Below are 22,741 nucleotides of genomic sequence, written 5' to 3' on the forward strand. Positions count from 1 at the left end.
AAGGCGACCCGCGCCGAGCCGGCGCAGCTGGCGATCATCCAGGCGCTGGGCAGCGATCCCAGCCCGGGAGGGATACAGAAAATGATTGTCTGAATCGTCCGGTTTCACAAAATTTCACGAATGTAGTGCCACTGAGCGATTTTTTCCGCTGTAAGCGGATGATCTTAAAAGAGAAATAATCTGAGGCGTTAAACTTGGGCTAACCCTGCCAGTGCAGCCCCTTGATGACCAGGAGGCGCTGCTGCTCGGCAAGCTCGCGGGCTTCGGCGAGCGGGTGCGCGCGTGGCGTCGGGAGGACGTGGAGATACTTCGCTATTCAGGCTACAGCTTTGTCAAGCGCCGGACGGGGGAGCGCTGAGATGGACCACACAAGAGACCGCTGGACCATGTGCATCCCGGCGACCGTAGCATCGGCTGTCCTGGCGTTGCTGGTTACCGGGTGCGCGACAGCCCCGTCCGAAATCCGCTCCAAGTCACGCCCGATCAAGGATTGTCCACCGGAGTCGAGCACCCCGCTGGCCCGCGAGCTGGCGCTCGACGCCGCCGGGCTTGCGGTGGATTCTCTGGTGCCAGGGGCCTCGCTCCTGATCGCCGCCGCGGAGCTGGCGAGCCAACAGCGGACGGAGACGCCCCGACTCGCCCCGACCGGCTTCGCGAACACCACCGCCAGTCGGGTGGCAATCTACCGCGGCGGCCATCGCGCGCCGATCCTGGTGCTCCAATCCGGTCTGGGGCGACCCATCCCGATCACTGGCGGCGCATGGACGTGGAGACACCGGCCGTGACGACCCTGATGAAGACGTTGCGGGCGACGGTCTTCAGCGACACCCAGCGACGCGAGTTCGACGATCAAACAGAGTGCCTAGCGCGCCTGAAGGCGAGGCCGGCGCTCCGGATCCCTAGCCGGCTGCTCGTGCGCACACAGTACGAGCCGATCGAGCAGGGTCGCTTCGAGGCCATGGTGCATGCGCTGGAAGCCGACTGGCAGCGCATGATCGGCGCGCCCGCCATCGAGCGGATCTGCGGCGCCGGGCACTACCTGCATCGCGACCAGCCCCAGGCCGTTCAGCACGCGCTGACGGAGCTTCTCGCGGCGACGGCTCGTTGAGGCTGTCATTCATCCTGGAGAGCGGCGGCGACGATGCCCAGACGGTCACGGAAATATCACATTCGTTCGGTAATGTGCCCGATGTGCCGCGCTGGCACGCATGGATCTCCAGGAAGGTCCGCACAGCATCAAGCCGCGCGGCCTTCCGCAGGGACTTCATTGTTCCTGAATCGTTTCCGAGTGGGGAGTCGCCATGAACACCGTCGTCCAATCCGATCTGCTGAGCGGGCATGAGCACACCCGTACCGGACTGTCGCAAGCGGCGCTGAAGCAAGCCTTCATCGACAATCTCTTTTATCTTCAGGGACGCTTTCCGGAAGTCGCGACGACCCACGACTGCTACATGGCCGCCGCCTATACCCTGCGCGACCGGCTGCTCGATCGCTGGGTCAAGACGGCACGCAGCTACAAGCACAGCCAGGCCCGCACCGTCTGCTATCTGTCGGCCGAGTTCCTGCTCGGCCCGCATCTGGTCAACAACCTCATCAACCTCGGGATCATGGACAGTGCCCGCGCGGCCGGCGAGGAGTTGGGGCTCGACTTCGACGCCATCGTGCAGGAAGAGGAAGAACCAGGGCTCGGCAATGGCGGTTTGGGGCGACTCGCCGCCTGCTATCTCGACTCGCTCGCGACGCTTGAGATCCCCGCGATCGGTTACGGTATCCGTTACGAGTTCGGCATCTTCGACCAGACCATCGAGAACGGCTGGCAGGTCGAGCACACCGACGCCTGGCTGCGCGATGGCAATCCCTGGGAGATCTATCGCCCAAAATTGCGCTTTCCGGTCAAATTTGGCGGTCACACCCAGCAATACGATGACGATGGCCATCTGCGCATCCGCTGGATTCCCGATCTGGTGATCGAGGGCCGCGCCTATGACACCCCGATCCTCGGCTACGGCGTGAACAACGCGAACCTGTTGCGGCTGTGGTCGGCCCACGCCACCCAATCCTTTAACTTTCAGTCCTTCAATACCGGCGACTATTACGGCGCGGTGCGGGCCAAGGTCGAGGCGGAGACGATCTCCAAGATCCTCTACCCCAACGACGAGCCGGAGGCCGGCAAGGAACTCCGGCTCAAGCAGCAGTATTTCTTCGTCTCCTGCTCGCTGCAGGACATGCTGCGCATGCAGTTCAATACAACTGGCTCAGTCGAAAACTTCCACGAGAAGTACAGCGTTCAGCTCAACGACACCCACCCGGCGGTGGCTGTCGCGGAGCTGATGCGGCTCCTGATCGACGACTACAAGATGACCTGGGATCCGGCTTGGGAGATCACCCGCAATACCTTCGGTTACACCAATCACACTCTGCTCCCGGAAGCGCTGGAAACCTGGTCGGTCGAACTCTTCGGACGCATCCTGCCGCGCCCGCTGGAGATCGTCTACGAGATCAATCGCTGTTTTCTCGACGAGGTCAGGATGCATTTCCTGGGCGACGAGGCGCGGGTGGCGCGCATGTCCATCATCGACGAGGCGCAGGGGCGGCGGGTCCGCATGGCCCATCTGGCCACCGTTGGCAGTTTCGCGGTCAATGGCGTGGCCGCGATGCACTCGGAACTGGTTAAATCGACCATCCTCAAGGATTTCCATGACCTGTGGCCGGAGAAGTTCCACAATGTCACCAATGGCGTCACGCCGCGCCGCTTCATTGTGGCGGCCAATCCACGGTTGGCGACGCTCCTGACCGAGCGACTGGGGAGCGACGCCTGGGTGCGCGATCTGTCCCTGCTCAAGTCGCTCGAAGCGCATGCCGATGACACCGGTCTGCACGCCGACTGGCAAGCGGTCAAGACCGCCGCCAAGGAGGATCTGTCCAACTGGCTCGGCAAGCATGCAGGCGTGACGCCAGATCCCGCCTCGCTGTTCGATGTGCAGGCCAAGCGCATCCACGAATACAAGCGCCAGCACCTCAATGTGCTGCACATCGTCACGCTCTATCAGCGCCTGAAGTCGAACCCGCATCTGGACCTCCCGCCGCGCACTTTCATCTTCGGCGGCAAGGCGGCGCCCGGCTATTTCATGGCGAAGCTCATCATCAAGCTCATCAACTCGGTCGCCGAGGTGATCAACCGCGATCCGCAGATCAACGGCACCCTGCGCGTCGCCTTCATGCCCGACTTCAGTGTCAAGAACGGCCAGCGACTCTACCCGGCGGCGGATCTCTCGGAGCAGATCTCGCTGGCGGGCAAGGAGGCATCCGGCACCGGCAACATGAAGTTCTCCATGAACGGCGCCCTGACCATCGGCACACTCGATGGCGCCAATGTCGAGATCCGCGAGGAGGTCGGTGACGAGAACTTTTTCCTCTTCGGACTGACCGCCGAGCAGGCGCAGCGCCATCAGGCGCAGGGTTATCGCCCCTGGGAGTTCCGCAACGAGAGCGAGGAACTCAGGTCCGCTCTCGATCTCATCGACTCAGGGCTCTTTTCGCACGGCGATAAGGATCTGTTCCGCCCGCTTACCAGCAGCCTGATCGAATACGACCCCTTCATGGTCCTGGCGGACTTCGAGCATTATGTGAGTCGACAGTCCGAGGTGGGACACGCCTGGCGCGATCGGGAGCACTGGAATCGCATGTCCATCCTCAACGTCGCGCGGATGGGTAAGTTTTCCTCGGATCGCTCGATTCGGGACTATTGCGAGCAGATCTGGAAGGTTCAACCGGCACCTGCGGACGTCTAACCCCAGGCGTCAGGACGCGCGCGGGTCGTTGCGCGCGTCACGCCTCCGATCCGACATCACCACAAGAGAAACTCAGCACATGAAGCTCCCACCTCGATTCCGTTCGTTCTCGCTCGCCTTGGCGACCCTGGTCATGACCGCGCTCCCGCAAGCCTCGTTCGCGGCGGAGACGATCAAGATCGTTGTTGCTGGGGCCAGCTTTCCAGCCCCGATCTATCTGCGCTGGTTCCGCGATTACTACCTCGCCCATCCCGAGGTGCAGATCGATTATCAGGCCATCGGCAGCGCGGGCGGCGTGTCCAATCTCATCAAGGGCACGCTCGATTTCGCCGGATCGGACCTTCCGGTGACAGCCGAGGAGGCCGCGAAGGTTCCAGGGGGCATCGTGCAGCTCCCCATGACCGCCGGGGCCGTCGTGATCGCCTATAACCTGCCGGGGGTCGACGCACTCAAGCTCTCGCGCGAGGCCATCGCGGGGATCTTCCTGGGCCGGGTCGCGCGCTGGAACGATCCGGTCATCGCGGCGGCTAACCCGGGCGTGGCCCTTCCGGACCTGCCGATCTTCGTGGTCGCGCGGGGCGATTCGAGCGGGACGACCTTCGTGACGGCGCGCCACCTGAACGCCATCAGCCCGGACTTCGCGCAGAGCGTCGGCGTCGACATGAATCCCGAGTGGCCCCGGGCGCTGCAGGAGCGCGGTGGACTCGTGCGCGGGCTCGGCAACGGCGGCGTGGCGGCCTTCATCCAGGCGATTCCCGGCTCGATCGGCTATCTCCAGTATTCCTACGCCTACCTGACCAACATGACGATGGCCCTTCTGCAAAATCGCGCCGGCGAGTACGTGGCCCCGGATGGCGACTCCTTCCGCGCCGCCATCGAATCCTTCCGCGCCAACATGGATCTGTCCGAGATCGCCGACCCCACGGGCGACGGCTCCTACCCGATTCTGTCGCTTTCCTGGCTGGTGCTGCGCAAGGACTACCCGGACGACCGCGCGCGCGTCATCAGAGACGTGATCCACTACGCGCTGACAGACGGCCAGAAGGTTGCCGATCTGCTTGGTTACATCCCGCTCAAGGAAGACGCGCTCAAGCTGATTCGCGAAAAGGTCGAGACGATCCAGTAGTGGATTGACTCGGGAGATCCCCAGAGATGACACCGCTCGAAAAAACCGAGGCGCTGTATCAGGAACTGGTTGCCTGGTACGGCGAGGGTGGCGATCGCGAGACGCGCGCAGCGTGCAAACTGCTCATGGTCGCCCTGATCAAACTCAAGGAGCACGGCGGACCGGGTTGGCACGGGCTGATCGAGGAGTATCTGATCATGCTCAAGAACGATCCCGCGCGCTTTCAGCGGATGCTCGAAGCCAATCGCGGGAAGGATAAGCGCCAGGGCGCCGATCCCGATCGATCGGATCGCCTCATCGCCTGAATGTAAGAAACGATTCGATGACAGGGATTGTCATCAAACCATCATCATTCCTTCATACATTTGGCCGTCGTGAGGGGCGAAACTATCCCTGTTTTCACGATGGCGGGCTCCGAATCGACGGTATCGCCCAGGCTTCATCACTTCTAAGGGTATAGCTATGCGGAAAGCAACCTTCATCCAATCGGCTCTGGCTGCCGGTTTCGTCTCCATCCTGGCCTTTTCGGGCACCGTCAGTGCTGACGTCAAGCTCAACGGCTCGGGCGCCAGTTTTCCTTTTCCCATCTATTCCAAGTGGTTCAAGGATTTCAGCAAGGCTGAAAAAGGCATCCGAGTGGACTATCAGTCCAAGGGCTCTGGTGCCGGAATCCAGGATCTGATCAACGGGACCGTGGACTTCGCCGCCTCCGACGCGGCCATGGAAGCGGATGAGATCGCCAAGGTGAAACAGGGCGTGGTGCTGCTCCCCATGACCGCCGGCGAGATCGTGCTGATCTATAACCTGAAGGGCGTGGACGAACTCAAGCTGTCCCGCGCGGCTTACGCCGGCATTTTCAGCGGCACCATCACCCAGTGGAACGATCCGGCCATCGCCGCCACCAATCCTGGTGTCGCGCTGCCCGATAAGGCCATCACGGTCGTCACCCGCTCCGACTCCTCGGGCACCTCATACGTCTTCTCCGGCCACCTGGCCGCCATCAGCCCCGAGTTCGACAAGGCGGTTGGCAAGAGCAAACAGCCGAACTGGCCATCTTCCGGCAAGTTCGTCGCCGCACCCAAGAACGATGGCGTCACCGCCCAGGTTCAGCAGAACGAAGGCTCGATCGGCTACGTCGAGTATGGCTTTGCCAAGCTCACGGGCTGGAAACAGGTCGCCCAACTCGAAAACAAGTCGGGTAGTTTCGTTGCCGCTGGCCCGGAGACCGGCGCCGCCGCGCTCGCCAGCTCCGAGTTCCCCGAGGGCACGCTCCCGAACAGCGAGGTACCCAATCTGATCGCCTGGAACTGGGATCCGGCAGGCGCTGACGCCTACCCCATCGTGTCCTTCACTTGGATGCTGTTCTACAAGGATCAGGATGACGCCAAGGCCGAAGCACTGCGCAAGCTGGTGAAGTACGGCGTGGAAGATGGCCAGAAAATCGCCGACTCCATGGGTTACATCCCGCTGCCCGAAAACGTCCAGCAGAAGGTGATGGAAGCCGCCGAGTTCATCCAGTAAGCCGATGTCGGGACCGGGTGACCGGTCCCGACGATCACGGAGCGTAGGGAAGCGCCCCCGACCGAGATCCCCTGTCCGTTGTTTCAACCTAAAGCTTTGCTTCTCGACTGCCTTGCCTGGTTGATCACTCCCGCTCACCACTGGAATGCCAACCTCAAGGCGTCACCCCTAACAAGCGCCGCCAGCGCGCGGTTGCCCAGATTCAACCTCGTCAACCGAAAGGGACGATCATGGCCAGACTTTTTGCAGCAGCGGATTCCGCGACCAGTGTCTCGGGACCGCCTTCCGCGGGCGATTATGCGACCGACAGTCTCTTTCGGGGGATTGCCTGGTTCAGCGCCTTTCTCATCATCGTCCTGACCGGTTATATCCTCTGGGAGATCCTCCGCGAGGCCTTTCCGGCCATCCAGGCGCACGGGCTCGGCTTCATCACCGGCACCACCTGGAACGTCAACAAGGCCGAGTTCGGCGTACTGCCCGAGATCTGGGGTACCCTCTACAGCTCGCTGCTCGCGCTCTTCCTCGGCGGGACCTTCGGCATCGCCATCGCCATCTTCCTGACCCAGGACTTTATCGACCATCGCCTGGCCACGGTCTTCCGCACCGTCATCGAGATGCTCGCCGCCATCCCTTCGGTCGTGTTCGGGCTCTGGGGTATCTTCGTGCTGATCCCGCTGCTCAAGCCCGGCGCCGAGTGGCTGCACAGTCAATTCGGCTGGTTCCCGCTGTTCAGCACCGACCTGGCCGGACCGGGCATGGCCCCCGCCGCGCTGGTGCTGGCGATCATGATCCTGCCCACGGTGGCGGCGATCTCGGTCGACGCCTTCCGCCGGATCCCCTACAAGGTCAAGGAGGCCGCCTATGGCATGGGCACGACCCGCTGGGAGGCGATCCTCAAGGTGATGCTGCCGACCGCCTCGTCCGGCATCCTCGCCGCGCTGGTGCTGGGTTTCGGGCGTGCGCTGGGCGAGACCATGGCGCTTGCCATGCTCATCGGCAACGCCAACCAGATCAGCCTGTCGCTCTTCTCCCCGGCCAATACACTCGCCTCCCTGCTGGCGTCGACCTTTCCGGAGGCGGGTCAGATCGAGGTGCAGGCCCTGATGTACGCCGCCCTGGTTCTGCTCGTCATCACCTTCATCGTCAATGTGGCGGGGCTGGCCGTTCAGCAATACACCATCCGCAAGTTCGAGGGTAAGAAATGAGCGACTTCGATCTCACCATGCCGCCCGAGGCCGTCCGTCCCACGCCGCAGCTCTCCCGCCAGGGATTCGAGATACGGGCACTCCAGAGCACTGTCCTCACCGGATTGACCTGGCTTGCGGCGGTGCTGGCGGCGGTACCGCTGTTTTCCGTGATCTATCTGCTCCTGGCCCAGGGCGGGAGCCGTCTGTTCGGGAGCGACTTCGTCGAAGTCATCACCGGCCTGCCCCCCGCCGGCTTTGAAATGGGCGGCGGCATCGGACCGGCCATCGTCGGAACCCTGGTGATGGTCGGCATCGCCTCCGTCATCAGCATCCCCATCGGCATCCTGGCGGCCATCTATCTCGGCGTGCTCGACCCGCACAGCAAGATGGCCAACACCTCCCGGTTCCTCGCCAAGGTACTGACTGGCTTCCCCTCGATCATGGCGGGCGTCTTCGTCTACGCGGTGCTGGTCATCCACTGGGGTTATTCGGCCTGGGCGGGCGGCATCGCGCTGGCGGTGCTGATGCTGCGCACCGTGGTCCTGGCCGCCGAGGAGGCAATCTCCCAGGTACCCCAACGCATGAAGGATGCCGCTTACGGCATGGGCTGCACCCGCACCCAGGTGATCTGGAAGGTGGTGCTGCCGACGGGGCTGCCGGGGATCCTGACCGGGGTTCTGCTGGCGGTCGCTGGCGCCGCCGGGGAGTCCGCGCCGCTGTTGTTCACGGCACTCTTCAGTAACTACTTCATCTCCGAGCTGTCGGAGCCAACCGCCTCGCTCTCGATCCTGATCTTCAACTTCTCAGGCATGCCATTCCCCAACCAGATCGAACTGGCCTGGACGGCGTCACTGGTCCTGGTGCTGCTCGTGCTGATGTTCAACATCCTGGCACGCCTGATCGGCCAGCCCAAGGTTTGACTTCATTTTTCCAAGGTATTCAAGCATGAACGCAGTGGCAGAGTCGGTTTTCGTCGCGCAGCCGTACCAGGCTGTTGGCGACATCATCATCGATTGCAAGGTGGACAAGATCTTCTACGGGGATTTCCTCGCTGTGCGCGACAGCACGGTGCCCATTGAAAAGAAGAAGATCACCGGTTTCATCGGTCCCTCCGGCTGCGGCAAGTCCACGGTGCTGCGCAGCCTCAACCGCATGAACGACCTGATCCAGGTCTTTCGCTTCGTGGGCAGCGTGATCTATCACGGACAGGATGTCTACGCGGCCAAGGTCGACCCGGTACTGGTGCGCCGCTACATCGGCATGGTGTTCCAGCAGCCAAACCCCTTCTCCATGAGCATCTATGACAACGTCGCCTTCGGGCTGCGGCTCAACCGTTTCAAGGGAGACATGGACGAGCGGGTGCAGAAGGCACTGGAGCGCGCGGCGCTGTGGAAAGAGGTCAAGGACAAGCTCAAGAACAGCGGGCTGTCGCTCTCCGGCGGTCAGCAGCAGCGTCTGTGCATCGCGCGCGCCATTGCAACGGAGCCGGACGTGCTGCTGATGGACGAGCCCTGCTCGGCGCTCGACCCCATCGCCACCCGTCAGGTCGAGGAACTGATGCTGGAGCTGAAGGCGAATTACACCCTGGCCCTGGTGACCCACAACATGCAACAGGCGACCCGCGTGGCGGACACCACCGCCTTCTTTTCGGTCGACATCTCGCATGGCGGGCGCACCGGTTATCTGGTGGAAATGGGTCCCACCAAGCAGATCTTCGAGGATCCCAGGGAACAGCTCACCAAGGACTATATCTCCGGCCAGTTCAGTTGAGACGCTCACGGGAGACATCATGATGGGCAAGAACGCATTGGCTGGGGCGCTATTGACGCTCCTCGCGGCCGGATTACCGAGCCTCGGCACCACCGCCGAGACGGCCGAGACACTGACCATCGCGGGCGCGGGCGCCACCTTCCCCGCTCCGCTGTATCAGCGCTGGATCATCGACTATCGCCAGATCCGCCCGAATCTGGCCTTCACCTATGAAGCAGTGGGCAGCGGCGAGGGCGTCAGCCGCTTTCTCGCCGGAACGGTGGACTTCGGCGCCAGCGATGCGGCATTGTCCGACAAGGATCTGGCGCAGGTCGATCCCGCGCGCGGCGCGCTCATGATCCCCATGACCGCCGGCATGGTGGTGCTCGCCTACAACATTCCCGGCGTGCACGAGGGTCTGACCCTGAAGCGGGATGTCTATCTGGACATCTTCGCGGGCCGCATCCGTACCTGGGATGATCCGCGCATCCGCGCCTCGAATCCGGGGCTTGCGCTGCCGAGTAAGGCCATCGTGCCGGTGGTCCGGCGCGATTCGAGCGGCACCACCTTCGCCTTCACCAATCATCTGGGTGCCATCGACCCCTGGTGGAGCGCCGAGGGGCCGGGGATCGGCAAGCTGATCGACTGGCCCGGAACGGCCATGACCGCGCGGGGCAACGAAGGCGTCGCCCAGCGCGTCAAGATCACGGATGGCGCCATCGGCTACATGGAATACGAGTTCGCCGAACGACTGGGCATGCCGGTTGCCATCCTGGAGAACCGCTCCGGCCTTCCGGTGATGCCAAGCCCTGGCGCGGGCCAGGCGGCCCTGGCCTCGGCAAGCGAGATCCCCGAGGATCTGCGCCTCTTCGTTCCGGATCCGGAGGGCGCCGAGGCGTATCCGATCGTCAGCTATACCTGGATCCTGCTGAACGAGCACTATGCCGATCCGGCCAAGGCCACCGCGCTCAGGGATGCCCTGACCTGGGGGCTCGATCAGGGTCAACGAGTGGCGCGGGATCTGGGGTATGTTCCGCTGCCGGAGCCCATGATCGCCAAGGCCCGCGAGGCGCTCGCGCGCGTCCATCCATAGGACTAGACTCTTGCCATGTCGGGGGACGGGGCGCCAGGGATGGCGCCCCTTTATTGTTGCGGGGTCCGACGTGCGCGGCCGCGCCTCGTCCCGGTCAATCTGGAACGAGCAGTCGAACCGCAAAGAACACGAAAAACACAAATTCGTTCAATGCCTTGCCTCGATCACGGCAGTCACCCAAAGGGGTGATCGTCATGCGTATTGCCTGCCCTTTTTTATCTTCGTGTCCTTTACGCCTTCGCGGTTCCAAATGCAGAATTCCGGGTCAATCGTTCAGCGGGTGCCCACGCACCAGGAGCCAGGTGTGCCAAAGAGCCGCATCGACCTTTCCGCCATCGAAGCCTCCCTGCGCGCGGTCCAAAGCGATTTCGCGCGGATCAACGCCAGCCTGGACACCCAGCGCGACCCGCTGCGGGACGAGGTGGTGGACAACCTGCTCGCCGGCTACGAGTATGTGGGTTCACTGCTCGCCACCGACATCGACCCGCTTGCGCGCGGCAACTCCAGGCACCTGTTGCAGCTCAATCTGCTGGTGCTCTGTGGAACCAGCGATCTGGCCTACGACGATTGCGCGCCGCATGCCCGCGAGACCGAGCGGCGCTTCTACGACGACAGCAATCCGGGTGGGGTGCGCGCCCTGATGAACTACCTGGCCGATCACAAGGACGATCACGTCTGTCGGCGCGCGGCTGGGGTCTTCATCCAGATGCTCTCCGCGCCCCAGCTATTCATTGAGGGCAACCACCGCACCGGCGCCCTGGTGATGAGCTACCTGCTCTGCCGCGAGGGCCGTCCGCCCTTCGTCCTCTCCGTCGGCAACGCCAAGGCCTTTTTCGACCCCGCATCCCTGGTGAAGGGCTGCCGCAAACGCAGCCTCACCGCGCTCTTGGAGATCCCCAAACTTCGCAAGCGTTTCGCGGCCTTCATCGAGAACGAGACGGACCGGAGATCGACGGAACGACGGAGCACCGACCGGCGCGTCTCGAATCGGCGAGTAACCGAGCGAAAGCCAGTGACCGGTTAGCCTGAAAAGCGCAGATGCACCGCAATGCACCTCAACCTGGAAAGAGCAGTCAGCCGCCAGCGATTGGCCTCCAGCCGCTGTGCGACGAAGGCTGGAGGCTGACTGCGGCTTTTAGGGGTAATAGACCGCCGTTTCATTGAGGCGAGCCAGCACGGTGAAGTAGTCCGGCGCGAACTCGACATCGGCATCGGAGAAGCGCAGTCAGTCCGTCCTGGCGACCTCGGTGACGTTTCCGGGCTCGCGCAGCACCAGGGTCCGCGAGGGGCGCAAGCGCTCGATCAGCTCCGGGGTCTCGTCGCGACTCGCATCCACGACGACGAGTTGCAGCTCTGCCGGGATCGAGCGTAGAAAGGCGGCGATGTTGCTCGCCTCATCGCGGGTCGCGAGCACCAGGGTGATGTCGGAGAGCTGCATGTCAGGTCTCCCGAAGGCGCAGCGCCGCCTATTGAATCCCCGCCGCTTGCTTGAAGTAGCGTTCCAGCTCGACCCCGTAGTCGATCGCCCGGTTCAGCTCGGCGGTGTACTTCTCGACGGCTCCGGCCGAGGTCGCCAGCGCCGCCTGGTGGGCGGTGGCGTCCACCGATCCCGCCGCCTTCTGGGTGTAGGACTGGGGCTGATCGCCGGTGTTCAACTGGAAGGGGCCAGTGAGCTGGCGCGGATCGACCTGTTTGAGCACGGCATAATGACGGTTCAGCTCGGCGATCTTGGTGATGAGCTCCTGCTTCACCTTGAGATAGCGCGACAGGTATTCAGTGAAGGTGGCGTAGGCATTGAGATTGCCGATGTTGGCCGGACTCGTCAGATACTCGGGCGTCCACTGGATGGACAGCACCTCGTAGTAGTTCTGGAAGTCGAACAGGCTCACCTCCCGGTCCGAGCGCGCCAGGGCTAGATAGGCCTTGTCCAGCGCCTCCTTCACCCAGCGCTCGCGGTCGGCCCAGCTCCTCTGGTTGCCTTCCATGTCCTTGGGGTTGAACTCGGTCCCGCCGAAGGAGAAGCCGCCGAGCTGCTTGAGATAGTCGCCGAAGCTGGTCGCCTGGACGACCGGGGCACCGGCGAGGATGGCGAGCAGGCCCGCGACGATCGAGGTCTTGCGAAGGATGCCATGGGTCATGCGGTTCTCCTGGGACATGGGTGAGCGTCAGAAATTGGGGCCGACCGGATCTCCGAGCTGTTCGTAGGTGCGGATGAGGGCCATGATGACCTCCCCGCTCTGCGCCGGGATCAGGATCTGGGACGCCTTGATCAGATCCGGAACCAGCCCGTTCTCGGCCACGAAATCGCCCAGCACCTCGTTCATCTCCTGGTTCGAGATCTCGGCGCTCACCGGGCGGAAACCTTCCTTCTGCAAGGCGAGGAGTTGGATGTCGCGGGTCAGCAGATAGTCCTTGAAGCGCCGCGCCGCCTCCACCTGCTCGCGCGAGTTGCCGTGACGCAGGGTGTAGTAAGGGTGATCCGACACCAGATTGTACTTGGGATAGCGGATCAGCGGGCGGGCGCCGTTGGGGTCATTGACCTTGCGGACGAAGGCGAGCTTGACGGCCAGGTTTTCATAGAGATAAACGCTGGAGAGCGGCTGACCGCCATAGCCCGCCTGCATCAGTGGCTCGGCGAGCTTGCCGGTGCTGTCCTTGGTCTGGTCCGACATGTACTTGATGAAGGCCAGATACGCCTGGAAATCCGGATTCTTCAGGTCGTCCAGACGGATCTTGTAGCGCCCCCGGTCCTTGGCGAAAAACTCGTAGGCCATGGCGATCAGTGCGACCGCGCCGCTGTTGGAGTCCTGTGGACGGGTGAAGCCGAACTGGAAGTTGCGACCGTTGGGGTCGATGGTCGCGCCGGTGAACTCGCGCGCGAAGATCTCGGTCAGGGTATCGAAGCTCATCGACTTCTGGATGACGCGGTCGATCGCCGTCTGCACCGGCTCCCAAGTGACGAAGACCATGGGGCTGCGCGCGATCGACTCGTCGGTCTCGAACAGCTTGCCGCCGCTGAAGGCGTCCTCGACGAGACCGCGGAAGATGCTGGAGGCCGGTGCCCAGACCTGGTACTCGTTGCGCCCGCCATGCATCGTCTTGCCTTCGATGAGGAGGGTCGCCGACTCGGTCGAGCCGATCTTGTCGATCGTCAGCCGGATCGGCTTGCCGTCGAGGCTGTTGCGCGCCGGGTCGGCCATGAAACGACGCGCCGCCTCCTCCAGCCAATCCTTCTTCTCCGAGCCAGCGGCGATCTTCACCTCGATCACCGCGCGGTCCTCGGGCACCGGATAGAGGATCGCCTGCTGACCGGTCCGTTCCGGTCGAATCTCGACCGGCTTGACCGTGACCGACTGGGTCCGGACCGTCGCGTCGATCGACTCCTGACCGTCGCGCGGCAGCACCACGGGCGCCGGGCTCTCCGGCGTGCTCGGCAACTGCTCGGCGGGCGACTCCTTCACCGGTGCTGGCGCGGGCGGAGCAGGCTGACCTGGGGCGGTCGCCGGCTTGGCCTGGACCTTGGACAGATCCACATTGAGATCGCCGAAATTGAAGAGTTTTTCGGCCGCGGAGACCGAGACCGCTCCGCCCAGAGCCAAGAGGCCACAGAGCAGCAGTCGAGGCAGTAGCTCAAGGCGAATGCTCGGCATGAAAACCTTCCCGCGCACGAGGCGCATCACAGCAGCTCACTGAAACGTTTGAAGATCTCGCGGATCTCTGCGGAATCGCCCCGGCGGGTCTCGCCGCCCGCCGCCGCCCCGATCGCCTTGAGCGAGGCATCGTCCGCCTCGCCGCCGAAGGCCACGCCAAAGACCGGGATCTTACAGGCGGCATCGCCGAAATAACCGCCGCTTCCGTTCGTCTGGGTGAAGCCGATCTTCTTGACCAGAGCGGCATCCGAGACCTTGGAGGCGTTGTCGATGCCATCGGTCAGGACCACCATGACCCGGATCGAATGATCCGAAGGGTCGGCCTTGATGGTGTCGCAGAGATCCTGCCAGGCGGTCTCGATCGCCGAGCGCATGGCGGTCCCGCCGGCTGGACGCACCTTCGCCAGCGTCGCGGCCAGCCGCTCCTTGCCCGCCGCGTCCATCTGGATCGGCTGCCCTTTGGGCGTGAGGTCGGAATACTGGACCTTGTAATCGTAGAAGAGCAGCGACAGCCGATCCTTGTCCTGAAGCGCGTCCGCGAGCAGATTGGCGCTCTCTACCGCCATCTCCATGCGGGTGCGCTGGAGACCGCGCTCGGCGTCGTAGAGCTTCGCCTCCATGCTGCCCGAGCGATCGATCACCAGGACGACATGGGACTGGTTCTTGATCGCGCGGAAGGCGTCGCGGATCGCCTTGATGACATTGCCTCCCGGCGTCGCCAGGAAGCGGTGCACGGTCTCGAAGGGCTGCACGCCGTTGTCCGGATTCCAGACGATGCCGTAGACCTTGGGATCGATGTCCAGCGGGACGCTCGGACGGAAACCGTATTGCAGGGCCTTGGCCTGAGTCTCCGGCGCCATGAGATAGGCGAAATAACGCTTGGCGCCATCCTCCTCGTCCGCGTCGACCCAGTCGCGCTTGACGATGGCGAAGGGGTGATTGGTCGCGAAGGTGCCTTCCCTGGGGTAGATGGCGACCAGCTTCGGGTATTTGAGACCCTGGTCGCGGATCGCCTTGTTGGCCTGGATGACGTCGCTCTCGTAGATCACCACGGCATCGGCGTACTGGGGACCGCCCGCGCGCATCTTCTCGGCGTAGAAGCCGGTCGAGCGGCCGTAATGGATGACGCTCTCATGGACCTTGGCGACGAAGTCGCGCACCTGGGGATCCTCGACCTTGGCCAGGGACAGGCGCGGCAGCGGCCGTCCGGCCTCCGCTTCCGCCCCCGCGTAGAACTGGGCGACCAGGGCCGAGAGCCCGCTGTTGGAACTCTCCGGACTGGTCTGACCATAGCGGAAACCGCCCGCGCTCGCGCGCTTGAAGAGTTCCGCCCAACCCACCTGATCCGCCGGCCCAAGCTGGGCGAGCACCGGCTCCCAGGCCGCGATGACCACCGGCGAGGATACCAGGAAACCCTCGACCTTGAGCAGATCGGAGCCCTGCTCCCCAGCGCTCTCGAAGTTGATCAGATTGACATAGAGATCGGACGCCGGACTGGTCGCATGCACCTCCGCGGGACCGGCCTGGCCCTGTTTGATCTCGTTGACGCTGTCGCCCGAGCCCTTGGGGATGGCGTTGACGCAGATGGTCTTGCCGGAGGCGGTGCGCTCGGCCCGCTGGTTGAATGCCTCCGTGACGTCCTGGATCCAGGATTCCTTCTCGGAGCCATAGGTGAAACGCACCAGGACTTGATCCTGACCCGGAGTACAGATGGTCTCGGCAGCCGAAGCGAAATTCATCGAGAGGACAACGACCGCCAGGAGCACGGACGAGTAGAATCGCGGGCGAGCGGTGAGCATGAGTCCTCCGGCAGCGATGGATTGAGTCGAGAGCGATTAACGATTCGAGCCGAGTGGTGCAAGTATCGCAGAGAAAAAAGATCGTTTTGTGACGAATCGATGACGGAGCGCCCGGCCCGCGCAATGGTGGCAGATGGCGCTTCTGGATCGCTGCACGATGAGCCGACCGTACCAGACTGACCGCGGCGCCCTGTCACACAACCGTCAGATTGCATCGGTAGACTGCGGGCCATTCACGTCCGCGCGTCCCATTGGCGGGCCGGTCCCAACCGCTGCAACCCGCAGGCAGGATCCCATGATCAAGGGACCGCCTGTCGCACCGTTTCCGCTAATATACGGGGTTAATCCTGGACCAGTGCCGAACGATTCGATGAAAGACCTGCCGACGCCCTATTACCTGATCGATGAGACCAGGCTGCAACAGAACCTTGAGATCATCCAGCGCGTTCGGGAGCGCTCGGGCGCCAAATCGGTCCTCGCGCTCAAGTGCTTCTCCACCTGGTGCGTCTTCGGTCTCATGCGCCGCTACCTGGATGGAACCACCAGCAGCTCCCTGTTCGAGGCCCGACTGGGATACGAGGAGTTCGGCAAGGAGGTCCACGCCTACAGCGTCGGATTTTCCCGGGACGACATTCGGGCGGTGCGGGAGTTCGCGGACAAGATCATCTTCAATTCGCTCTCCCAGTTGACTCTGCATTACCCGGATGTGCAGGGCGGCAATCTGGGACTGCGGGTCAATCCGGGGATCAGCTATTCGCATTTCGATCTCGCCGATCCCGCGCGACGCTATTCGCGCCTGGGTGTCGCCGACAAGGCCGCGATCGCGGAGGCATCCGTCCTGCTCAAGGGGCTCATGTTCCATTTCAACTGCGAGAACGACGAGATCAATAGCTTCATCCGCTCGCTCGACCTCATCGGGCGCGACTACGGGGAACTGCTGCGCCGGATGGACTGGGTGAGCCTCGGCGGCGGCCTGTCCTTCACCAAGGCCGGCTATCCGCTGGACACCTTCTGCGCGGCCTTGCGCGATTTCGCCCGTGAATTCGACATCCAGGTCTATCTGGAGCCCGGCGAGGCCGCCGTCACCCAAAGCACGGAATTGGTGACGACCGTGATCGACAAAGTCCACAACGAGATCGACATCGCCATCATCGACGCCTCGCTTGAGGCCCACATGCTCGACCACCTGGTCTATCGGACCACCCCCTCGATCGCCTCGCCGAGGGCTGGCGAGCATCCGGTGATGATCGCGGGACGCACCTGTTTGGCGGGTGATGTCTTTGGCGAATTCAAACTGGCGGAGCCCTTGGACATCGGCAGCGAAGTGCGTATCGCCGATGCCGGCGGTTACACCATGGTCAAGACCAATTGGTTCAATGGCGTCGCCATGCCGTCAATCGTCGTGCGCCGCCTGGATGGAAGGGTCGAGCGGATCCGTTCCTTCGGCTACGACGATTTCAAACGCAGTCTTTCTTAAACCGCGCCCGCTCCGACCATCGTCGCTGCTGCCGGGGTCGATCCAATCCAAGAACAGCGCATACCGCGCTAGGCGCGGTTTAACCGAGAAGAGAAATTATGAAAGAGAATGTACTCATCATTGGCGCCGGGGGCGTCGCCCACGTCGCCGCTCATAAGGCTGCGATGCACAACGACGTGTTGGGCGACATCTGCATCGCCTCGCGGACCCTCTCGAAATGCGAGCAGATCATCGAGAGCGTCAAACGCAAGGGCCATGTCAAGGATCCGTCGCGCAAGCTCCATGCGCGTCAGTTGGATGCGCTGGATATCCCGGCGACCGTCGTGCTGATCAAGGAGACCAACTCCCAGATCGTGATCAACCTGGGCTCGGCCTTTCTCAATATGTCGATCCTGGAGGCGTGTATCGAAGCCGGCGTCGCCTATATCGATACCGCCATCCACGAGGATCCGGATAAGGTTTGCGAGACCCCGCCCTGGTATGCCAATTACGAGTGGCAGCGCAAGGATCGCTGCGCCGACAAGGGCGTGACCGCTATCCTCGGCGCGGGGTTCGATCCTGGTGTCGTCAATGCCTATTGCGCCCTGGCCGCCAAGCGCTATTTCGACAAGATCGAGACCATCGACATCCTTGATGTCAACGCCGGCAGCCACGGCAAGTATTTCGCGACCAACTTCGATCCCGAGATCAATTTCCGCGAGTTCGTCAAGGTCTGGACCTGGATCGACCGGGAGTGGAAGGAATACCCCACGCATTCTGTCAAGCGCACCTATGATTTCCCGGTCGTCGGACCCTGCCCGGTCTATCTGAATGGGCATGACGAGTTGCACTCGCTGTCCAAGAACATCGACGCCGACAGCATCCGGTTCTGGATGGGCTTCGGCGATCATTACATCAACGTCTTCACGGTCCTGCGCACGCTCGGCTTCCTCTCGCATCTGCCGGTCACCCTGAGCACCGGGCAGGAGGTCGTACCGCTTAAGGTCGTCAAGGCCCTGCTGCCCGATCCCATGACGCTCGCGCCCGGCTACACCGGCAAGACCTGCATCGGCAACATCGTCAAGGGCTGGAAGGACGGCCAGCGCCGAGAGATCTTCATCTATCAGGTGTCCGACCACCATGCCTGCTACGAAGAGGTGGAGTCGCAGGGCATCAGCTACACGGCGGGCGTGCCGCCGGTCGCGGCCGCCCTGCTGGTCGCCGACGGCACCTGGGATACCGGGACCATGGTCAATGTCGAGGAGCTGGATCCGGAGCCCTTCATCGCCCTGCTGGACAAGATCGGGCTGCCGACCGAGATCAAGGAGATCGAGCCCGGCCGCGACGCGACCTTCGACGGCACCGTCCGCGACCTGGAGCAGGAATTGGCCGAGTCGACGGCGACCGTCACGGTCTCCGCCGCCAATCCCATGATTGCCGTCGCGCCCAAACCACGTTGAGGCTTGCCGGCGGCCCCCGCGCGGGCCGCCACTCGGGCGGCTCGCGATCATGGCGCCAGACAACCAATGCCGTCTGGTATCATTCGCGGCCAACGCCTGGCGTGATGGTCCTGCGCCCGCCCGCCGCGCTTTCCCTTCCAGGCTTGGCCATCCCATCACGCACTGGTCGAGCATTCCAGCTCTAGGTTCCCGAGGACTCCGCGATGCGTTTCCGCTTTCCAGCCGTCATCATCGACGAGGATTTCCGCTCCGAGAACGCGAGCGGGTTTGGCATTCGCGCCCTCGCCAAGGCGCTCGAAAACGAGGGGCTGGAGGTGCTTGGTGTCACCAGCTATGGCAATCTGACCTCCTTCGCCCAGCAGCAGAGCCGCGCCTCCTGCTTCATCCTCTCCATCGACGACGAGGAGTTCGGCACCGGTCTGCCGGAAGAGGTCGAGGAGGTGATCTCCAGGCTGCGCGAGTTCGTCAAGGAGATCCGTGTCCGGAACGAGGATATCCCGGTCTTCCTCTACGGCGAGACCCGCACCTCGCGCCACATCCCGAACGACGTGCTCAAGGAACTGCACGGCTTCATTCATATGTTCGAGGACACGCCCGAGTTCATCGCGCGCTATGTCGTGCGCGAGGCGAGGGTCTATCTCGACAGCCTGGCCCCACCCTTCTTCCGTGCCCTGACCCACTACGCGGCGGATGGCTCCTACTCCTGGCACTGTCCGGGACACTCCGGCGGAGTCGCCTTCCTCAAGAGCCCGGTCGGGCAGATGTTCCACCAGTTCTTTGGCGAGAACATGCTGCGCGCGGATGTCTGCAATGCCGTCGACGAACTCGGACAACTGCTCGACCATTCGGGGCCGGTGGCCGCCTCGGAGCGCAACGCCGCGCGCATCTTCAATTGCGACCATCTGTTCTTCGTCACCAACGGCACCTCAACCTCGAACAAAATCGTCTGGCATTCGACGGTGGCGCCGGACGACATCGTGGTGGTGGACCGCAACTGCCACAAGTCGATCCTCCACGCCATCATCATGACCGGTGCGATTCCCGTCTTTTTGATGCCGACCCGCAATCATTACGGGATCATCGGGCCGATCCCGCTCGACGAATTTCGCCCAGAGAACATCCGGCGGAAGATCGAGGCCAACCCATTCACCCAGGGGATCAATTCCAGACCGCGGATTCTGACCATCACCCAGAGCACCTACGACGGCGTCCTCTACAACGTGGACACCATCAAATCCATGCTGGATGGCGAAATCGATACCCTGCTGTTCGACGAGGCCTGGTTGCCGCACGCTACCTTCCATGACTTCTACCAAGGCATGCACGCCATCGGCACCGATCGACCGCTGTGCCGCGACTCCATGGTGTTCGCCACCCAATCGACCCACAAGCTGCTCGCCGGTCTGTCCCAGGCCTCGCAGATCCTGGTCCAGGAATCCGCCACGCGCACCCTGGATCGGGATATCTTCAACGAAGCCTACCTGATGCACTCCTCGACCAGTCCGCAGTACGCCATCATCGCGTCCTGCGACGTCGCCGCCGCCATGATGGAGCCGCCCGGCGGAACCGCCCTGGTACATGAATCCATCCTGGAAGCGCTCGACTTCCGACGCGCGATGCGCAAAGTCGACGCCGAGTTCGGGGCGGACTGGTGGTTTAAGGTCTGGGGACCGGACTATCTGGCGGAAGAAGGCATCGGCGACCGCAACGACTGGATGCTGCGCGCGGGCGACCGCTGGCACGGTTTCGGCGATCTGGCTCCCGACTTCAATATGCTGGACCCGATCAAGGCGACCGTCATCAACCCCGGTCTGAACGTCGACGGCGAATTCGCCAGTTCCGGCATTCCGGCGGCCATCGTCACCAAATATCTGGCCGAGCATGGCGTTGTCGTCGAAAAAACCGGGCTCTATTCCTTCTTCATCATGTTCACCATCGGCATCACCAAGGGCCGCTGGAACACCATGGTGACCGAGCTGCAACAGTTCAAAGACGACTACGACCGCAATCAGCCGCTGTGGCGCGTACTGCCCGAGTTCATCAAGGCCCATCCCTGCTACGAGAAGATCGGGCTGCGCGACCTCTGCGATCAGATCCACGGCATTTACAAGGCCAACGATGTCGCCCGCCTGACCACCGACATGTATCTCTCCGACTTCGTCCCGGCCATGAAGCCCGCCGTCGCCTTCGCCAGGATGGCGCATCGCGAGATCGACCGCGTCGGGATCGACGATCTCGAAGGCCGCATCACCAGCATTCTATTGACCCCCTATCCACCCGGCATTCCGCTGCTCATTCCGGGCGAGCGCTTCAACGCGACCATCGTCCGCTATCTCCAGTTCGCCCGCGAATTCAACACCCGCTTCCCCGGCTTCGAGACCGACATCCATGGTTTGGTCAAAGAGAAGCTCAATGGCGAGATCGGCTATTTCGTCGATTGCGTCAAGGCCGTGTGAGAGGCGGGAAAAAGGATCCCGTCAGTCACGGGAACGCTCAGGCTGCTGACGGACTTCACGTCCGGCGACCCGCAACCGCTCGGCGTGCCGTTCCTGGAGACTCAGCGCGGGGACTTCCTGCTCCAGCGGTGGCGCGATCTGGCCATGCCGCGCCGCGTCCGCCGGTTCCAGGGTCTTGGAAAAGATGGCGATGAGGAACCCCGCGAGGGTCGACAGCCCGACCACGTTGCCGCCCTTGAGATATGCCTCGGGCAGCATGGTTTCGGCGATCATGGTCAGCATGGCGCCGGCGGCAAGCCCTTGCACGAAGGCGAAGACATGGGGATCGGCCCCGGCGAAGAAGACGCTGCCGGCGGCAGCGCCGATGCCGGTGATAAGCATCAGCCCGCTCCACATGCTCAGGATGCGACCGAAGCTCATCCCCTGCTGTCGCATCCCCACGGAACTGGAGAGCGCCTCCGGATAGTTCGAGAGGAAGAGACCCACGATCAGCGAGACGCTGATCGCGGCGTGCAGCATACTGGAGCCGATGACCAACGATTCCGGAATGCCGTCCAGGGTGATACCGAGAAAAATAGCCAGGGGGGCGCCGCCGTGCTGGGCTTGACTCAGGCTCAGCGAGGCGACTGCGGGCATCGGCTGACGCAATTCCAGGGCATTGGACGCGCGTTGCAGACCATCCAGACTCTCCCTCGGGATCACCCAGACACTGGCGTCGCTGGTGGCGACGGCGGTGTCGCTGGTGGGAGCGCCAGTGAGGGTCGAGTACCAGCCGAAGATTTCGTTCGGCCCCAGCCGGGCGAGCGGCCGCGAGCAATCGGCGGCGTCGTAGATCTCGACCGTCCCGGACACCAGGATATAGGCCGCATCCGCCGGATCAGCAGCCTCGAAAATGACGCTGCCGCGCGGGTAATCCTGTGACCGAGCGGAGGCGGCCAGAACCTTGCAATCGGCGTCTTCGAGCGCCTGGAAAAGCTCGGTCCGCGTGACCTGGTCCATGACGCGCTTGAGCTGGCGGTGCTCCTGACGACGCAGGTGATAGAAGGTGGTGGAGGTCTTGCGCACGAAGCCGCCGAAGTCGTTCACCAGCAGATTCAGGGCAACGAAGAGCAGCCCGCCGCACACGGCCCCGATAGCGAGGGTATTGAAGTGCCCGCGCTCCAGCGCCGCACCGACCAGGTCGATCGTGAGCGCCGCGAGCAGCGCTCCGCCGCCGAAGACCATGAGCACGGCCGTGGCACGGTCTCCCGGCGTCGCTCCGACTCAACCAAGATCCATGACGATCAGCCTGCCAGGAAACGATCCGATGCGCGCCAAAAGGCACCTTAACCCATCTTTAACATAACCCCATTGATAAACACCCCCAGATGGCATCTAACCATCTGATCTTTATGTACACGCCGGCCGAAAATCGCAATGTAGTGCCAAGTTATTCAATAGTGGAAGAGTAAAA

Annotated in this window: 20 protein-coding genes; 15 read left to right on the plus strand and 5 right to left on the minus strand. The window is 62.9% G+C overall.

Annotation, left to right across the window (positions count from 1 at the left end; translation table 11 throughout):
• Nucleotides 1-211 precede the first annotated feature (211 nt).
• From CCR95_RS23725 to CCR95_RS23780, 12 genes are all read left to right on the plus strand, one after another.
• Nucleotides 212-358, plus strand: coding sequence for a hypothetical protein (locus CCR95_RS23725; protein ID WP_201099056.1), 147 nt, complete (start codon nt 212-214; stop codon nt 356-358).
• 1 nt (nt 359) lies between these two features.
• Entirely contained in the window at nt 360-785 is a 426-nt protein-coding gene (locus tag CCR95_RS23730) for a hypothetical protein (RefSeq protein WP_201099058.1), read from the plus strand.
• Entirely contained in the window at nt 782-1,108 is a 327-nt protein-coding gene (locus CCR95_RS23735; protein ID WP_201099060.1) for a hypothetical protein, read from the plus strand. Before CCR95_RS23730 ends, CCR95_RS23735 begins: the two co-directional genes overlap by 4 nt.
• A 193-nt stretch (nt 1,109-1,301) precedes the next feature.
• Nucleotides 1,302-3,791 (plus strand): glycogen/starch/alpha-glucan phosphorylase, encoded by a 2,490-nt coding sequence (locus tag CCR95_RS23740; protein WP_201099063.1) that lies wholly within the window; start codon nt 1,302-1,304, stop codon nt 3,789-3,791.
• 79 nt (nt 3,792-3,870) lie between these two features.
• Nucleotides 3,871-4,917: a phosphate ABC transporter substrate-binding protein PstS gene (gene pstS, locus CCR95_RS23745; protein ID WP_201099065.1), complete on the plus strand. Its 1,047-nt coding sequence runs from the start codon at nt 3,871-3,873 to the stop codon at nt 4,915-4,917.
• Between the two features lie 26 nt (nt 4,918-4,943).
• Nucleotides 4,944-5,222, plus strand: a complete 279-nt coding sequence (locus tag CCR95_RS23750; RefSeq protein WP_201099067.1) for a hypothetical protein — start codon at nt 4,944-4,946, stop codon at nt 5,220-5,222.
• A gap of 157 nt (nt 5,223-5,379) precedes the next feature.
• Nucleotides 5,380-6,438 carry a phosphate ABC transporter substrate-binding protein PstS gene (gene pstS / locus CCR95_RS23755; RefSeq protein ID WP_201099069.1) on the plus strand — a complete coding sequence of 353 codons (1,059 nt, stop codon included), beginning with the start codon at nt 5,380-5,382 and terminating at the stop codon, nt 6,436-6,438.
• A 230-nt stretch (nt 6,439-6,668) separates the two neighbouring features.
• Nucleotides 6,669-7,643: a phosphate ABC transporter permease subunit PstC gene (gene pstC / locus CCR95_RS23760; protein ID WP_201099071.1), complete on the plus strand. Its 975-nt coding sequence runs from the start codon at nt 6,669-6,671 to the stop codon at nt 7,641-7,643.
• Nucleotides 7,640-8,545 carry a phosphate ABC transporter permease PstA gene (pstA, locus tag CCR95_RS23765; RefSeq protein WP_201099074.1) on the plus strand — a complete coding sequence of 302 codons (906 nt, stop codon included), beginning with the start codon at nt 7,640-7,642 and terminating at the stop codon, nt 8,543-8,545. Before pstC ends, pstA begins: the two co-directional genes overlap by 4 nt.
• A gap of 25 nt (nt 8,546-8,570) precedes the next feature.
• A complete protein-coding gene (pstB, locus tag CCR95_RS23770) occupies nt 8,571-9,395 on the plus strand; it encodes a phosphate ABC transporter ATP-binding protein PstB (protein WP_201099077.1) in 825 nt (274 codons plus the stop codon).
• 19 nt (nt 9,396-9,414) lie between these two features.
• On the plus strand, nt 9,415-10,467 hold the full coding sequence (gene pstS / locus CCR95_RS23775; RefSeq protein WP_201099079.1) for a phosphate ABC transporter substrate-binding protein PstS: 1,053 nt from the start codon (nt 9,415-9,417) through the stop codon (nt 10,465-10,467).
• 304 nt (nt 10,468-10,771) lie between these two features.
• Nucleotides 10,772-11,491, plus strand: a complete 720-nt coding sequence (locus CCR95_RS23780) for a hypothetical protein (protein WP_201099081.1) — start codon at nt 10,772-10,774, stop codon at nt 11,489-11,491.
• A 201-nt stretch (nt 11,492-11,692) separates the two neighbouring features.
• Here the strand turns inward: CCR95_RS23780 and CCR95_RS23785 are convergent, their stop codons facing one another.
• From CCR95_RS23785 to CCR95_RS23800, 4 genes are read right to left on the minus strand one after another with little or no spacing between them, the layout of a single operon-like run.
• The gene (locus CCR95_RS23785; RefSeq protein WP_201099083.1) at nt 11,693-11,905 is read right to left on the minus strand and encodes a glycosyltransferase family protein; all 213 of its coding nucleotides are present in this window, start codon (nt 11,903-11,905) and stop codon (nt 11,693-11,695) included.
• A gap of 28 nt (nt 11,906-11,933) precedes the next feature.
• Nucleotides 11,934-12,605, minus strand: coding sequence for a hypothetical protein (locus tag CCR95_RS23790; protein WP_201099085.1), 672 nt, complete (start codon nt 12,603-12,605; stop codon nt 11,934-11,936).
• Nucleotides 12,606-12,632: 27 nt separating this feature from the next.
• Complete coding sequence (locus CCR95_RS23795) at nt 12,633-14,117, minus strand: type 2 periplasmic-binding domain-containing protein (RefSeq protein ID WP_242523466.1); 1,485 nt, start codon at nt 14,115-14,117, stop codon at nt 12,633-12,635.
• A gap of 26 nt (nt 14,118-14,143) precedes the next feature.
• A complete protein-coding gene (locus CCR95_RS23800) occupies nt 14,144-15,916 on the minus strand; it encodes a VWA domain-containing protein (protein WP_201099089.1) in 1,773 nt (590 codons plus the stop codon).
• Between the two features lie 370 nt (nt 15,917-16,286).
• Here CCR95_RS23800 and nspC point away from each other — a divergent pair, with 370 nt between their 5' ends.
• The 3 genes from nspC to CCR95_RS23815 all read left to right on the plus strand — a co-directional run bounded on the left by nspC (nt 16,287) and on the right by CCR95_RS23815 (nt 21,288).
• A complete protein-coding gene (gene nspC, locus CCR95_RS23805) occupies nt 16,287-17,393 on the plus strand; it encodes a carboxynorspermidine decarboxylase (protein ID WP_201099091.1) in 1,107 nt (368 codons plus the stop codon).
• Nucleotides 17,394-17,491: 98 nt separating this feature from the next.
• Entirely contained in the window at nt 17,492-18,832 is a 1,341-nt protein-coding gene (locus CCR95_RS23810; RefSeq protein ID WP_201099093.1) for a saccharopine dehydrogenase family protein, read from the plus strand.
• A 203-nt stretch (nt 18,833-19,035) separates the two neighbouring features.
• A complete protein-coding gene (locus tag CCR95_RS23815) occupies nt 19,036-21,288 on the plus strand; it encodes an arginine/lysine/ornithine decarboxylase (RefSeq protein ID WP_201099095.1) in 2,253 nt (750 codons plus the stop codon).
• A gap of 21 nt (nt 21,289-21,309) precedes the next feature.
• Here the strand turns inward: CCR95_RS23815 and CCR95_RS23820 are convergent, their stop codons facing one another.
• On the minus strand, nt 21,310-22,512 hold the full coding sequence (locus tag CCR95_RS23820) for a cyclic nucleotide-binding domain-containing protein (RefSeq protein WP_242523467.1): 1,203 nt from the start codon (nt 22,510-22,512) through the stop codon (nt 21,310-21,312).
• Nucleotides 22,513-22,741 lie beyond the last annotated feature (229 nt).

Origin of the sequence: Thiocystis minor, from assembly GCF_016653465.1 — a bacterium.
In the GTDB taxonomy this organism is placed as follows: domain Bacteria; phylum Pseudomonadota; class Gammaproteobacteria; order Chromatiales; family Chromatiaceae; genus Chromatium; species Chromatium minus.

Excerpts from the sequence above, each read along its gene's own strand:
- CCR95_RS23730 (WP_201099058.1), top strand. The coding sequence starts at position 360 with ATGGACCACACAAGAGACCGCTGGACCATGTGCATCCCGGCGACCGTA.
- pstC (WP_201099071.1), top strand. The coding sequence starts at position 6,669 with ATGGCCAGACTTTTTGCAGCAGCGGATTCCGCGACCAGTGTCTCGGGA.
- CCR95_RS23795 (WP_242523466.1), bottom strand. The coding sequence starts at position 14,117 with ATGCCGAGCATTCGCCTTGAGCTACTGCCTCGACTGCTGCTCTGTGGC.
- CCR95_RS23820 (WP_242523467.1), bottom strand. The coding sequence starts at position 22,512 with ATGGTCTTCGGCGGCGGAGCGCTGCTCGCGGCGCTCACGATCGACCTG.
- pstS (WP_201099065.1), top strand. The coding sequence starts at position 3,871 with ATGAAGCTCCCACCTCGATTCCGTTCGTTCTCGCTCGCCTTGGCGACC.
- CCR95_RS23790 (WP_201099085.1), bottom strand. The coding sequence starts at position 12,605 with ATGACCCATGGCATCCTTCGCAAGACCTCGATCGTCGCGGGCCTGCTC.
- CCR95_RS23810 (WP_201099093.1), top strand. The coding sequence starts at position 17,492 with ATGAAAGAGAATGTACTCATCATTGGCGCCGGGGGCGTCGCCCACGTC.
- pstB (WP_201099077.1), top strand. The coding sequence starts at position 8,571 with ATGAACGCAGTGGCAGAGTCGGTTTTCGTCGCGCAGCCGTACCAGGCT.
- nspC (WP_201099091.1), top strand. The coding sequence starts at position 16,287 with ATGAAAGACCTGCCGACGCCCTATTACCTGATCGATGAGACCAGGCTG.
- CCR95_RS23800 (WP_201099089.1), bottom strand. The coding sequence starts at position 15,916 with ATGCTCACCGCTCGCCCGCGATTCTACTCGTCCGTGCTCCTGGCGGTC.
- pstS (WP_201099079.1), top strand. The coding sequence starts at position 9,415 with ATGATGGGCAAGAACGCATTGGCTGGGGCGCTATTGACGCTCCTCGCG.
- CCR95_RS23785 (WP_201099083.1), bottom strand. The coding sequence starts at position 11,905 with ATGCAGCTCTCCGACATCACCCTGGTGCTCGCGACCCGCGATGAGGCG.
- CCR95_RS23815 (WP_201099095.1), top strand. The coding sequence starts at position 19,036 with ATGCGTTTCCGCTTTCCAGCCGTCATCATCGACGAGGATTTCCGCTCC.
- CCR95_RS23740 (WP_201099063.1), top strand. The coding sequence starts at position 1,302 with ATGAACACCGTCGTCCAATCCGATCTGCTGAGCGGGCATGAGCACACC.
- pstA (WP_201099074.1), top strand. The coding sequence starts at position 7,640 with ATGAGCGACTTCGATCTCACCATGCCGCCCGAGGCCGTCCGTCCCACG.
- CCR95_RS23750 (WP_201099067.1), top strand. The coding sequence starts at position 4,944 with ATGACACCGCTCGAAAAAACCGAGGCGCTGTATCAGGAACTGGTTGCC.
- pstS (WP_201099069.1), top strand. The coding sequence starts at position 5,380 with ATGCGGAAAGCAACCTTCATCCAATCGGCTCTGGCTGCCGGTTTCGTC.